The sequence below is a fragment of the Firmicutes bacterium HGW-Firmicutes-1 genome, from assembly GCA_002841625.1.
In the GTDB taxonomy this organism is placed as follows: Bacteria; Bacillota; Clostridia; order Lachnospirales; family Vallitaleaceae; genus HGW-1.
Genome location: PHAG01000008.1, coordinates 275,259 through 288,707, shown reverse-complemented (window position 1 = coordinate 288,707; position 13,449 = coordinate 275,259). Strand labels below are relative to the sequence as shown.

At 33.8% G+C, this 13,449-nt stretch carries 13 protein-coding genes; 1 reads left to right on the top strand and 12 read right to left on the bottom strand.

Annotated features, from left to right (window positions below; translation table 11 throughout):
* Window positions 1-820 precede the first annotated feature (820 nt).
* The 8 genes from CVU84_11020 to CVU84_10985 form a co-directional block, all read right to left on the bottom strand.
* Entirely contained in the window at window positions 821-1,420 is a 600-nt protein-coding gene (locus CVU84_11020) for a hypothetical protein (protein ID PKM94588.1), read from the bottom strand.
* Between the two features lie 298 nt (window positions 1,421-1,718).
* A complete protein-coding gene (locus CVU84_11015) occupies window positions 1,719-2,039 on the bottom strand; it encodes a hypothetical protein (GenBank protein PKM94587.1) in 321 nt (106 codons plus the stop codon).
* 25 nt (window positions 2,040-2,064) lie between these two features.
* Entirely contained in the window at window positions 2,065-2,373 is a 309-nt protein-coding gene (locus CVU84_11010; protein PKM94586.1) for a hypothetical protein, read from the bottom strand.
* Between the two features lie 92 nt (window positions 2,374-2,465).
* Window positions 2,466-3,041: a hypothetical protein gene (locus tag CVU84_11005; GenBank protein ID PKM94585.1), complete on the bottom strand. Its 576-nt coding sequence runs from the start codon at window positions 3,039-3,041 to the stop codon at window positions 2,466-2,468.
* An 8-nt stretch (window positions 3,042-3,049) separates the two neighbouring features.
* On the bottom strand, window positions 3,050-3,658 hold the full coding sequence (locus CVU84_11000; GenBank protein ID PKM94584.1) for a hypothetical protein: 609 nt from the start codon (window positions 3,656-3,658) through the stop codon (window positions 3,050-3,052).
* The gene (locus CVU84_10995) at window positions 3,659-4,804 is read right to left on the bottom strand and encodes a hypothetical protein (protein ID PKM94583.1); all 1,146 of its coding nucleotides are present in this window, start codon (window positions 4,802-4,804) and stop codon (window positions 3,659-3,661) included. It abuts the gene before it with no gap.
* A gap of 9 nt (window positions 4,805-4,813) precedes the next feature.
* Window positions 4,814-5,041 (bottom strand): hypothetical protein, encoded by a 228-nt coding sequence (locus CVU84_10990; protein ID PKM94582.1) that lies wholly within the window; start codon window positions 5,039-5,041, stop codon window positions 4,814-4,816.
* On the bottom strand, window positions 5,013-7,466 hold the full coding sequence (locus CVU84_10985; protein ID PKM94581.1) for a hypothetical protein: 2,454 nt from the start codon (window positions 7,464-7,466) through the stop codon (window positions 5,013-5,015). The genes CVU84_10990 and CVU84_10985 overlap by 29 nt, the downstream gene beginning before the upstream one ends.
* Window positions 7,467-7,869: 403 nt before the next feature.
* Between CVU84_10985 and CVU84_10980 the strand changes: the two genes are divergently transcribed.
* Window positions 7,870-8,058, top strand: a complete 189-nt coding sequence (locus tag CVU84_10980) for a hypothetical protein (GenBank protein PKM94580.1) — start codon at window positions 7,870-7,872, stop codon at window positions 8,056-8,058.
* Window positions 8,059-8,143: 85 nt separating this feature from the next.
* On the opposite strand, the gene CVU84_10975 is transcribed toward CVU84_10980, so the two are convergent.
* From CVU84_10975 to hflX, 4 genes are all read right to left on the bottom strand, one after another.
* Window positions 8,144-8,656 carry a diacylglycerol kinase gene (locus tag CVU84_10975; GenBank protein PKM94579.1) on the bottom strand — a complete coding sequence of 171 codons (513 nt, stop codon included), beginning with the start codon at window positions 8,654-8,656 and terminating at the stop codon, window positions 8,144-8,146.
* A 35-nt stretch (window positions 8,657-8,691) separates the two neighbouring features.
* Window positions 8,692-9,522, bottom strand: coding sequence for a thymidylate synthase (thyA, locus tag CVU84_10970; GenBank protein ID PKM94578.1), 831 nt, complete (start codon window positions 9,520-9,522; stop codon window positions 8,692-8,694).
* 14 nt (window positions 9,523-9,536) lie between these two features.
* Window positions 9,537-11,915, bottom strand: coding sequence for a ribonucleoside triphosphate reductase (locus CVU84_10965; GenBank protein PKM94577.1), 2,379 nt, complete (start codon window positions 11,913-11,915; stop codon window positions 9,537-9,539).
* A 248-nt stretch (window positions 11,916-12,163) separates the two neighbouring features.
* Entirely contained in the window at window positions 12,164-13,420 is a 1,257-nt protein-coding gene (gene hflX / locus CVU84_10960; protein PKM94576.1) for a GTPase HflX, read from the bottom strand.
* Window positions 13,421-13,449 lie beyond the last annotated feature (29 nt).

The following is a 13,449-nucleotide window of genomic DNA, read 5'->3' as shown; positions in this document are numbered from 1 at the left end:
TCAAACTCTCATGTTTAATCTTGTTCATTTTGAGCTGACTATTATCATTCGGCTTTTTCGCTTTTCAAGTATTTTCACTTACGTGAAAACTTGTCATATTGATAAAACCTGTTCAGTATTTCGCTTACGCGAAAACTGAGTCATTACTTGAATTAATTGGTTGGTTTACTGTTCAGTTTTCAAGGTCCTGTTATTGCTCTTTTTCTTTCTCCCAGACCGTGTTGCTTTTTGGCCGGAAAGTTAGTATATCATCTTCAATGCGTTATGTCAACCATCAATTTCGTGTAAAATTTACTGTCTCCATAACTACCTAACATTGCTGTTAAAATGCTGCTTGTTGGCACTTGTTTGCTCAGCTCAGCAGCGAAAGTAATTATATCACCCCCACAAATCAATGTCAACCCGTTTTGACCTTTTTTTTATTTTTTTTGCTTTTTCGTCAAAGCCCGACAAGAGATATTTACTATTATCTCAACAGTTACAAATCAAGCAGTTACTTTTATCAAAACCCCAACAACTGGCTTATCAAATAACTCCGTATCAATAACATAAATCATTCGACTATATTTCAGAAAAAAGATGCCCTGTTTTGAACTAAATAGTCTATTGCCATATATGAGAATGGGTAGGTAATTATTTTTCGCCCGACCGGCCGAAAGGGTAAGGCCAGAAAAATAATTACCTACCCATTCTCATGAATACGTATACTAAAGACTATCTCTTTTCATTTCACAACAGTTCACTTTACGCATAAAACAAAACACAACAAAACACGTCTCGTTTTCTCTTTTATCACTACCAAAAAAACCATTCTATTTAATTATGCAATTTTTTTTTCCTCATTCAAATCAATATCTTCTTCAAACCTCATCCTATCAAGCTTCTTCTCATAACGCCTCATAATCACCTTTGCACCAAACGATATACTTAAAGTTAATAAAATCAACACAACCGACTTAATCGGCTGATTCAAAAACTCTGAAATATTATATCCTATGAAGCTCAAGGATAAAATCATAATGAGCTTGCCAAAAACAATAGAATAGATAAATGTTTTATACCTGATTCCAGCCAAAGCAGATAGCCCACACACCAAACATGACGGCGTGAAGGGAAAAGAAAGCAATATAAAAATAGGCATAAACCCATGTTGTTGAATCCACACAAATATATTATTTAAATTTCTATTTGACTCAATCTTTTTCCTAAACCTAGTTGTACCATATCTTCTTATTATAGAAAAAAGAAGGATAGAAGCTAACACATTTCCAATCCAAGAATACAAATATCCTTGCCAGAAGCCATATGCCATTACGTTGATTGCTACAAAAACTGATAAAGGTAAAACAGGAATAAACGCTTCAGTCATGATGAGTAGTATACCCGCAATTGGTCCAAGTGCAGTAATGCCTTCTAACAAATCAATCCAAAACTTACTGTCTAATATTACTTCAAGACCTTTAATCTATAATCACTTCCTCTCATTTCTATTTATTATGCCTCTGATTTATTATATTATTCGAAAGTGCCCGCTTCAAATCGCCTATAAAAATCATACCCATTAAATAAAAAGTATGGCTATTACACTTTTTTATCATCCATTCCCTTTTACTTGGTCAAAGGTATGTCACGAAAACTTTCTTAACACACAAAAAAACCAGTGAAAGCAAATCTATTCACCAGTCTAAAAGGTTTTCTTAAAACTTGTTTCAATGATTTCATTTGGGCTTAACTAGAATTTTCACACCTATTATAATTATAATTACTGGTAATATGAATTCGGATATATTTACGTTATCTAATATTTCTAAATCCAACATATTCAGTTGAAAGTACACGCCAATTAATATTAATATACCGCCGACAAAAGAAGAGGAATTCTTATCAATCATTGCAAATAATCCAAAAACGATCAAAAGCAAAGGCCAGAAGTCATGGAAAACTCGACCCGCATCAATTACAGTGAGTACATCAAGCATAAATACAACACCAACTGCAATAATAAAAAATCCTAATAATAATCTTGGTTTTGACTGCATTTTACATTTCCTCCTACTCTGATTGTTATAGTACTTCTATACATAAAATATATATTTCATCTAATATAGATATTACTACTTCCTTGTTCAAATTGCAATTATAATTCAAACTAGGCTGCGTAGCGTTTAAAATGTTAAATACCTTCAATAGTTTATATCGCTTTTCTCTCTTCGAACGATACTCTAACTCTCTCATCTTTTTGCGGATTGTCGGACATAATTCATCGTCACTCAAGACCTTACAGTAACCATCGTACAATACATCTATGATGTCTCTTAATGCTGTGATCATATCTTTCGAATTGCTACAGTAGGAATTGTTATTTTCATTCATGCTCATCTCTCCACAAATAAGACTAAGCTCTACTACATTCCTAGAGCTTATTAAACTTAGTATACTATATGTCAATAACATAAAATCTGAAACTATATCCACTCGTTAATTGATTCTTCTATTTTATTTAGAATTTCTTCATACCTTTCCTTTAGTGCTTTTGTAGCCGTAATATCATTTGTTAAATCATCCATTACATCAACCATCCTAATTGTATTGGCTGGCTGAAGTAACTTTGAGCTTGAATGAACATCAATTTTTAATAATCCAATCATATAATTAAAACGAAAAGGTGTTGTAAAACCCTTTGAAATTGATAAGTCTATTTTTTTATACACCATAAAAGGAGTAACCTCCACTTCAATCGCAAGCCTTTCCTTGTTCGTCATTATTAATGTCTTTTCAGCTCTATCCTTCACATATGAATTGATATGCTGTACCAATCGATCCTCAAAATTCGCATCTATGTAAAGCCCTCTTTCCAATCTATCCTCATACTCGGTACTTTCGCAAAAGCACTGCACCTCATTTTGAGCACCATTTGCAATGCTTTGCATACAAGCCATTTCATGTGTATAAATCGCAATGGAAAGAACGACTATTAGTATTAAGGAAATGATTGGGAAAATCATACTAGCCTCAACTGTAAAGCTTCCATTTACGCTCATATTACCTCCTACGTCCATAAGATAAATATCGTAACAGCAAGTATAAAGGGCATAAACGGAATAGATGTTTTATGATTTACCTTTTTTAACACAAATAGAACTATTCCTATAAACCCTGAAAGCATGAATGCAAGAATCAGCACTGTTAAGGCCATTTTCCAGCCTACAATCAAACTAATGAATGCAAAAACGAACCCATCCCCAATGCCAATACCACCTCTTGTAACCTTTGATATGATCACCAGCAAGACCCCAGTAATAAACGAACCAGCTATGCCTTCTAATATACTTATATTTGGATTGTAAACTAGCATAACGCTTCCCATAACACCACCCAACACCAACCACCTTAATGGTATGCACTTATCAAGTAAATCATGTATCGTAAGCATACATAAAACATAAACCAAAAATATGTATATCATACTATAGCTGTTAAATCCGTACTTATGTTGAAATATCATCATAGAATTGATAATAATACACAGCATAACCGCCAATGCCAACACAACCCTTCCTCTTGGTATTTTCATTTTTACTGCAAGGTATATATATGTAACAATACCTAATATTAATGTCAAAAAATAAAACAATATTATATTTAAAAAATAAATCATCTATTTACCCCCTTCTTTACATTTACTACAATGGGTATAACCACTGTCTAGTGCTTCGTCTAAAGTTATTGTCATTACATCTCTTTTTATTGTCCAGCATGTATTTGATGTATGAAAAATATCACTGGCATCAGTTGAATAAACGATAGCCGAATCACTTGTTACCAATCCATTCTTTGCACAAACCTCACAAATTGTTTCATTATCCTTAATTGCTCCATAGCTGCTGTCCTTTATTTTGATATCAATATAATGACAACTTCTATCGGTATGGTACTTGGTACCTTTCTTTGTAACATAAACGATGGATTCCTTTCCTTCTTCATTAAGCTTTTGAGCCTTTTCAAGTTTACTATTAAAATTACCATTTCCAGTATATGCTCTCGACCTAACTGCTTGCGTTATTGTTATAGGCTCTAATATACCTTTTAAAAAAGGCATTTCAATTTGGTATCTAACAACGATACATACATCCTCATCTTTTAGGAAAAATTGTGACCCCGTAAAATCCATCCCTTTTTCCTCATTTATAATTCCCCAATTGATATAATCATTTTCTGTTATGTATTGATTAAACAAAGTGTTTGTTACCTTTGAACCGATCGCATTGTTGACAATCTCCATACCAGGGACGACCCCCATGGATACAATCATTTGTTTTGAATCTTCCGTAAGAATTTGAATACATTCAACGGCTTCAGTTACAACATTGTAAATTCCAGTAATTCTTTCTTCAATTTGATTCTTAATAGAAGAAATCTCCTTTGATACGTTGTTGAGTTTTTCGCTCCAAGAGCCTCCTTCCTCACTGTTAGTCGAAGAAACTAAATTGCCTCCTGCTTGTTTCGTTACTTTAAATTGGGTCAAACCCTCTAATTCTTGAAGCACATCTTCAACTGATCCTGTTGCTGATTCTACATTACCCTTCGCCTGATTATAAGTTTCTTGTTGTAAATCAAGGATACCTGCATCATCTAATATATATGCTCCTACCGCTATTTGGTTTGCCACTTCAGTGATCGCAAACTGGATTTGTTCATAAATATAGATTATTTTAATAAAATAAATTACCGAAAAAACAACCATCAAAAACATTGGAAATACGAGTGCTGCTTCAATCGTCAATGAGCCTTTAAGTTTTTTCATAATCCCTCCTTAATAAGATACCTTAACTTTTTTACTAAAGCTAAAATTAGAACCTAATTCTTTTGCCCTCCTAGACATAAAGGGTAATTTAAAAAAGATAAAGTTCACTTCAAAATCCGCTTCTGATTCAAATGCAGAAACATAATTTTCCAATAGTATGGTTTCTCCTCTTTCCTTCGAAATATTAAGTTGAATTAAATCTAATATTCTAAGTAATTTCGTATCTTCCTTTACCACCCCCCCTAGTAACATTAATCTTAAAATAATCTTCATACCCTAGACTAGGTAAATAACCTTTTTCTTCGACCTGAGCGGCATCCTCTGCCGTCTCGCTCACCACGTTTGTTATTCCACTTAAAATATCCGTCTCCCAAGTATCAGAATTTTTAATGATTGGAACCCGCTCTCCAGACAATAGCTTCTGGACATCTGAAACTGACTCTATCATCGCCCATACTAATGTCAAAACTACCGTAACAACAATACTTCCAATTCCTAGGCTCCACCATCCAGCAATCGCATTCGCTGTATTTGTAATCGCTTTCATCTTATCCATGTCTGACAATAGTGAAATCGTATTTAGTGCGATTCTTAGTGCAAATATGATTCCACAAGTAGCCAATAAGTTCGCATAATCAACGGATTGTCCAAAAAGAACATACTCAACTTCATAATTTAAATAATGTTTGGATTTCGGATAATTATTTAATGTCAAAGCTTCTACCGCTAACCCTTTTTCATCCTTGTGATGATTGGTAGCACAGCTAAACATACCAATAATGTATTCATTTATGTAAACTGCATTTCTCAAATCGGTAAATCGTTCTATTAGATCTCCACCCATTTTTTTAAGTATATCTAAAAAATGATTGCTTGCTGAAATATCAATTGTTTGTGGCTTGTCTTCCTCTGTTGATGGAGCAATCCCCTTACTTAGTGAAGGTAGACTGTCATCCGAAATACTAAGCTCCAGATTTGGTAACTTAATTTGTGGAAAAAGTCCCTTTGCTCTTTCAACAAAACTAGAGAAGTCAAAATCCGACTTAACCTCAGTGCTAATTGAAGTATAGTCAAAATAGAACCCTCTATTATAATGATCTAGTTTAACTTCTATTTCATCCAGGTTTTTTAAAACCTCTGTCTGCGGATTACTTGTATAGGGTGTATGAATATTTGCAATGAAATCCTCTTTAAAAAGAGCAAGTAACTTTTCTGCATTTTCATTTACTATGCTGTTTTGTTTCCACCACTGCCCAATCATGATCTCTCTACTGCTTTGGGTAACTAAAACATTCTCCTCGATTTGTTTTAAGACTGCAATATTCTCTTCCATAACTTCTTCCATTGCAAGAATATCGTTGACAACTGTAACTTCCTTTTCCGCATTTATACCAAGTAGCTTTTCATAACCTTTCACTTCCTCTTTTATACTTTTACATGTATCTGTAATGTAGTTCCCTTCTTTGTTTTCTAACACAATCTTAAAGGCACCAATTTTTTCAGCCACAACAGGAGTTTGCGCTTTGATTATTTCTATTTCTACCAATGCCTCTTCTAAAAGTCCTTTGTTACCATATTTTTCAGAAGGAATATATTCATCTATTAGAAGCTTTATCTTAGGAAGCTGCGTTAAATAAATATCCTCGTCCAGTGAATGAAAAAGCGCCACAGCTGCTTTCATTTTCTCCTCTTCCTCTTGAATTTGAAGTATGATTTGACTTATTTCTATCTGTAGTTCAAAAGCTTGTAACCCATAGCTTTCTGCGTCAATTGGAAGGCTTGCTAAAATGCTTTCAACCTCTTGTTTATATTTCTCAAGTGCTTCAATCGTCCTTAGGGAAGTAAAAGCATCCTTTATCGAAGCTTCACATCCTAAAAGATCATTTTTATAAGTATTTATTGTCTCATCTAGCTTCCAGATATTTTGGTTTAGTAAATTCCTATAGCTTTCAAGTGGTATTTCTTTTTCAGAATAGATTGGGGAAGTATATGTATCTGAAGTAATGGCTTTTTTAATGTAGTTTGGGCTAAGCGTTGGATTACCTTCTTCATCAGTAATAATAGTTCCCTTATCCTTATCTATCATAATTCCATCTATTAACATTTCAAGCTTGATAAAGCTATTTTGAAGTGACTGAACCTCAGAAACTACCTCGTTTTTTTGGGCAATAATTTCTGTTGTCTTAGACGCCTTGCTCATAATGCCCATTTTTTCAAGAAAGGGCTCCAGAACAATAAAAGGTGCTCTGAATTTCATAAATTCTAGAACCTGAAGTTTAATATATTTAGTATTGATGATTGAATAGCTATTAGGTATATCCATTATGTTGATATCGTACTTAAATAAATAATGGCTTTCCTTGGTGGATTTTGATACTTCTTCAATGGAATTGGGATTTAGTGAAGGTTGGATGTAATGATAAAGATCATTTTGAATTGTTGCTTTAGAAGAGAAATCTCTTGCGAAAATACCATATTGACTTTGTAACTGTGAATCATAAGAAGCTAGAATAGAATGACTTGCATTTAGAAGTGCACGTTCTGCCTGACCTTGCGCAATATGAATTCTAGTTACATCAATTATAGTGCATGAAAACACAATGAGTACTAAAAGCACACCACACAGAAAGATAGATACGGCCCCCTCTGGCCTATATCTCATGTTTTGAACTCCCCCTTATATTTAGTTTTCCCCTTGAAATAATTATAAAATAATAGGAAGTTATTGTCTATACTTTTTTATTATTTTATATACTAATAAACTTTCATGACATGGCCTTCACCAAGTAAAATGAAATAATGTAAACGAAAGTTTTTAACTGTTAATTATGAATAGTACCCTGAATTTTCATACATAATAAGCTTATGAATTTATTATTCATTAAGAAACTTTCACGACATGGCCTTCACCAAGTAAAATGAAATAATGTAAGTGAAAGTTAGTAGCCATATGTTTTAGGTTTTATTACGCAAGAAAGTTCTGCATAAACAATTGGAAAAGCGGCAGATAGGTAACGAGAATTTAACTTAGCTCAGCCGATTTTCTTATATTAGGAGGATTACAAATGCAATTATCTACATTGGATCGTTTAAAAAAAGCATTGCTAGATACGCAAGAACAAGTTAGAGATTTTAAAAACTATGCAAATGATATACAAGATGAGGAAATCAAAGAATTCTTTCAATCCTGTGCAGAAACAGAAGGTATTCAGGCAGCGAAATTACAGAAATTCATTGAAGAAAACCAAGCATAGAAAAACAGCTCGTTAAATAAGAAGATCGCATCTCACCTTGGATTGATTAACTCCAAAATGAGATGGGATCTATATTTTGTAAAACTTAAAATTTTCGCCAATCTACAACCTGATGATTGATATACTTATGGAAACTAAAAAAGATCCCATTATGACTACTTTCTTCACTATCCCATATCTTTTCCCACTCAGCAAGCTGTTCTATGCAAGCCAGATGTTTATCTGCTTCAAACTCTGCCTTTATATGTGTAACATATCCGTATTCACAATATGGTAATAGAAGATTATAAATCGTCTCACCACCAGCTACAAATATATCTTCATCTCGATAGGGCTTTAAAATTTCAAAAAGTTCCTCTAATCCATGGGCAACAACTACACCCTTAAAATGATAATCTAGATTATTTGTTATTACAATCGTTGTTCTACCTGGTAATGTCTTACCACCCGGTAAAGCTTCAAGCGTTGTTCGACCCATAATAATTACTTTACCTAGCGTCATTTTCTTAAAATACTTTAGATCCTCAGGTATATGGGTTAATAACTTGTCTTTGTACCCTATTCCATAATTCTGATCAACAACCACAATAAAATTCAAGCCATATCACCATTCTTTCAAGCTTATATTGTCAATTATACTGCAACAGGTATTTTTTTAATCTGATCTCCTGCTTTGTATCCCTCTAATGTAAAATCATCTACGGTAAAATCATAAAAACTCTTAATTTCTTTATTGATAATCAGTCTAGGTGCCTCATAAGTCTCTCTAACGATTAATTCCTTGACAATTGGTATATGTCTGTCATAGATGTGCGCATCTGCTATAACATGTACGAGCTCTCCTACTTCAAGGCCTGAAACTTGTGCAAACATATGAAGCAAAATCGCATATTGGACAACATTCCAGTTATTGGCTACTAATATATCATTAGATCTTTGGTTTAATATTCCACTAAGCTTATTATCTACTACATTGAACGTCATACTATAGGCACAAGGATATAAATTCATTTCATGCAAATCCTCATGATTGTATAGATTGGTCATAATACGTCTGCTATAGGGATTGTTTATTAAATCAAATAATACTCTATCAACTTGATCAAAAAGACCTTCACTGTACTTGTGCTTAACTCCTAATTGATAACCATATGCCTTACCAATAGAACCCCCTTCGTCAGCCCAACTATCCCATATATGACTATTCAGGTCTTTGATATTATTGGATTTCTTTTGCCAAATCCATAAGATTTCATCAATAGCCGCCTTTAAATTAGTAGGCCTTAGAGTAAGCATTGGAAATTCACAGCTTAAATCATAACGATTCACTACTGCAAATTTCTTAATGGTGTGCGCCATAGCTCCATCAGACCACTTTGGCCTCACTTGCTGCCCCTCGGAGCTATAACCATAATCAATAATATCTTTACACATATTTATAAAAATTTTATCTGCTAAACTCATCTTCGTTTTTCCTTTTAATCTTCAATTTCGTCTGCATACTTTCTTATACTAGATAGACCTGAATATCTATTAACAATATCATTGCTAACAACAATAAGGGTTGGAGCAGTCCGAACATTATATTTTTCAGTTAACAATTCATGCTCTTCTGCATCAATCACTTCAATCATAAAATCCTTATGAAGATATTCCTTAGCAACATGACAGTTAGGGCATGTCTTAGTTGTAAATAAAAGCTTTTTAGTATCCTCACTTGATTCACTATAGATTCCTGGGCTTTCAGCTACTGCAACTTCTTCCAACGCCTTGTTTTGATACCCTTCAATATCTGGCTCATAAGATTTTCTCTCTTTAAATTCTTGCGCTTTTCCATCATTCCAATGTCTGATCGGTCTATAATATCCAGTGATTCTTGAATAAACCTCTGTTTCTGTTTTACAATGCGGGCAAGTATATTGTTCACCGCTCAAGTAACCATGGTCCTTACATATTGAATACGTTGGAGATATTGTATAATATGGAAGCTTATAATTTTCTGAAATTACTTTAACTAACTTAGCTGCAGCCTTCCAATCTGATACCTTTTCTCCTAAGAAAGCATGAAACACTGTTCCCGATGTATAGCGTGTTTGAAATTGATCTTGTATATCTAATGCATCAAAAATATCACTCGTATAATCCACTGGAAGATTTGTACTATTGGTATAATAAGGTGTTGTCCCACTTTTACCTGCAGTAATAATGAGTGGCCAATGCATCTTATCATGCTTTGCCAAACGATAACTAGTTGACTCAGCAGGTGTTGCCTCTAAATTGTATAAATCACCATATTCTACTTGATAATCTGCTAAGCGCTCTCTCATATGATCAATGACATCAAGGCCAAAGGCTTGCGCATCTTTATTGGTTAAGTCTTTTCCAATCCAGCATGCATTTAATGCTGCTTCATTCATCCCGACTAATCCTATCGTAGAAAAATGATTGTCAAAGGTTCCTAAATATCTTCGTGTATATGGATATAGACCTTCTTGTAACAACTTATCAATAACTTGTCTCTTCGTTTTTAACGATCTTGCACTCACATCCATCATACGATCTAAACGGGTATAAAATTCTTCTTGGTTTTTTGATAAATATGCTATTCTAGGAAGATTAATCGTTACAACACCAACTGAACCTGTGCTTTCACCTGAACCAAAAAATCCACCTTGTTTTTTACGTAACTCTCTTAAATCTAATCTTAGTCTACAACACATGCTTCTAATATCACTTGGTTCCATATCACTGTTTACATAGTTTGAAAAGTATGGAGTACCATATTTAGCTGTCATTTCAAATAATAAGCGATTATTTTCTGTTTCTGCCCAATCGAATTCTTTTGTGATTGAATAGGTTGGAATTGGATATTGAAAGCCTCTTCCATTAGCATCCCCCTCGATCATAATTTCAATGTATGCTTTATTAATCATATCCATTTCTGTTTGACAATCTTTATATTTAAAATCAAGTTCCTCCCCACCTACTAGTGCAGGTAGCTCTGCCAAATCATGTGGAACCTTCCAATCTAACGTTATATTAGAAAAAGGAGATTGTGTTCCCCATCTACTTGGCGTATTCACACCAAATATGAAGGATTGAATACATTGCTTAACTTCTTTATAGCATAAATTATCAACCTTTACAAAAGGTGCTAAATAGGTATCAAAGGAGGAAAATGCTTGTGCTCCAGCCCATTCATTTTGCATAATCCCTAAGAAGTTAACCATTTGATTACATAAAGTAGATAAATGTCCAGCAGGAGCCGAGGTAATCTTACCAGGAATTCCACCTAAGCCATCTTGTATCAGTTGCTTTAAGGACCAGCCTGCACAATATCCTGTTAACATTGATAAATCATGAATATGTAAATCCCCATTTCTATGGGAATTGCTTATTTCGTCGTCATATACTTCGGATAACCAATAATTAGCTGTAACAGCTCCTGAATTATGAAGAATGAGTCCTCCAACTGAATAAGTCACAGTTGAATTTTCTTTTACTCGCCAATCTTGCGCATTCACATAATTATCAACAATTTCTTTGTAGTCAAGTATGGTTGACTTCATATTACGTATCTTTTCTCTTTGACGTCTATAAAGAATATAAGCTTTTGCAACATCCGTATAACCAGTCTGTTCAAGCACTCTTTCAACACTGTCTTGGATATCTTCAACCGTAATTTGATTGTTTGCTATCTTAGATTGAAAGTCAGCAGTGACACGTAACACTAGAATATCCATAATCTCGTCTGTATATGTTTTTTCTGTTGCTACAAAGGATTTAATAACCGCATCCTTAATCTTTTGTAACTGAAAGCTTGTATTTTCCCCGTCTCGTTTTACTACATTAAACATAATTCTTTCTCCTTCCAATACCTTCCATATATAAATTCTGTTGAGAATAATATATCACAGTATCAGGGTTTAAGTCAATCAAAAAACACCATATAGTGTGGGCATTTTACAAAATAACCACAATATATAGTGTTTTTCAAATTAGTCATTATGTCCTATATATTTTTTATATTTACCTGTTGTCGTCGAATTTTCTGTGAAATACAGCAATCTATGCCTATAACCAAACTAGATAAAATACAAAATAATTAAATTGATAAATTGTATTTGTTAAGAAGAAAGTGATCTACATATGCTTCAATATAAGTACCATCATTTTCATAGGATTCTTTTAGTATTTGTCCATACACACGTATCGCTTGAAGCGTACTCCCTTGATCGTAGGGTATCGTTGTCTTAATCAAAATTTTATCCTCTTGCAATTTATCTTCTAGTATTTTTAACATTTCGTCAAAACCAACACTATTAATAGCAGACATATTAACTGTCTTAAAAGCCTTCAAATCCTTAAGAGAAGTGTCTGCACCTTCTTTATCAATCTTGTTAAACAATGTTAATACTGGTTTATCACCAGCTCCAAGTTTTTCTAAGGTTTCATATACAACCTCAATATGACGACTAGCTTGAGGACTAGAACTATCAACTACATGAAGCAATATGTCGGCAAATGCCGCTTCTTCAAGTGTAGACTTAAAAGCTTGTATCAAATGATGGGGTAGTTTTCTTACAAAACCAACCGTATCTGTCAACATGATTTCCTTACCATCTGGCAAACTAAGATTTCTTGTTGTTGGATCTAGGGTTGCAAAAAGCTTATCTTCTTGCAGTACTCCAGCATCTGTTAATTGATTTAAAATTGTTGATTTTCCCGCATTCGTATACCCTACAATTGCAATCATTGGCTTCCCAATATTTTTCCTGCCTTCGCGCAACATATCTCTATGCCTTTTCATTTCCTCTAATTCATCTTTTAATATACCGATTCGATCTCTAATGTATCTTCGATCCATTTCCAGTTTTTTTTCACCAGGGCCTCTTGTTCCAATTCCCCCACCTAATTTAGATAAGCTTGCTCCTAGCCCAGCAAGCCTTGACAAGGTGAATTTTAGTTGTGCCAACTCTACTTGAAGCTTACCTTCTTTTGTATGTGCATGCTTAGCAAAGATATCTAAAATTAATATTGTTCTATCAATTACCTTTGCATTTAATTCGCTTTCAAGATTTCTAAGCTGGGCAGGTGATAATTCATCATCACAAATAATACCTGTTGCATTCGTTCTTTCAATCTCTTCCCTGATCTCTTCGATCTTACCTTTCCCGACATAAGTACCTGGATGAAATTTGTCTCTATTTTGAATTACGACGCCAACTGTAATTGCTCCCGCAGTTTTCACCAAATCTTCTAACTCTTCTATTGATGCTTGTGTTTCTGCTTCTTGTCTTTGCATTGATATTGCTACTAAAATAACTCGTTCTTCCACATGACGCTTAACCTCTTCTGTCATAATTACCTCCATATCTTATTCCTTATCCT